Origin of the sequence: Janthinobacterium sp. ROICE36 (assembly GCF_002869965.1) — a bacterium.
Classification (GTDB): domain Bacteria; phylum Pseudomonadota; class Gammaproteobacteria; order Burkholderiales; family Burkholderiaceae_D; genus Janthinobacterium.
On sequence record NZ_PEBS01000200.1, the window covers coordinates 1 to 608 of the forward strand.

Below are 608 nucleotides of genomic sequence, written 5' to 3' on the forward strand. Positions count from 1 at the left end.
TCCCTATAACGTTAGCCTCTCATCATTTGCATAATGAAAGAGCGTGACAGGAATAAGAAAGTACAACGTTGTTGCTTGTTTGTTGATACATACAATCATTACCCATCGATTTGCTTTTTACGGCAAATCAATCAATAAATAATCTTTACTTCTTCCAGATTGTTAAAGAACATACAGCACTTGATCTCGAAAAGACCAAACCTAAATCCCGGCGCACTATTTGCACTGATTTACGTTTGAACTTTTGGTGGAGGATGACGGGATCGAACCGACGACCCCCTGCTTGCAAAGCAGGTGCTCTCCCAGCTGAGCTAATCCCCCTGGGTATTTCCAGACTACAGAAACTGGTAGGGCTGGTTGGACTCGAACCAACGACCCCCGCGTTATCAACACGGTGCTCTAACCAGCTGAGCTACAGCCCCAAATGCTGTTCTTTATATTAACAGCCGATAAGTGTGAACATTTGATGCGTGAATCATTGCTGATTCGTGCAAACTCTAGAAAGGAGGTGATCCAGCCGCACCTTCCGATACGGCTACCTTGTTACGACTTCACCCCAGTCACGAATCCTACCGTGGTAAGCGCCCTCCTTACGGTTAAGCTACCTA

The 608-nt window shown here is 45.7% G+C and carries 2 tRNA genes and 1 rRNA gene; all 3 read right to left on the reverse strand.

The window, feature by feature from the left end:
- Positions 1-245: 245 nt before the first annotated feature.
- Positions 246-321: transfer RNA gene (locus CSZ94_RS27425), tRNA-Ala, on the reverse strand.
- A gap of 24 nt (positions 322-345) precedes the next feature.
- Positions 346-422, reverse strand: a tRNA-Ile gene (locus tag CSZ94_RS27430).
- Between the two features lie 79 nt (positions 423-501).
- Positions 502-608 (reverse strand): 16S ribosomal RNA (locus CSZ94_RS27435); the annotation flags it as partial.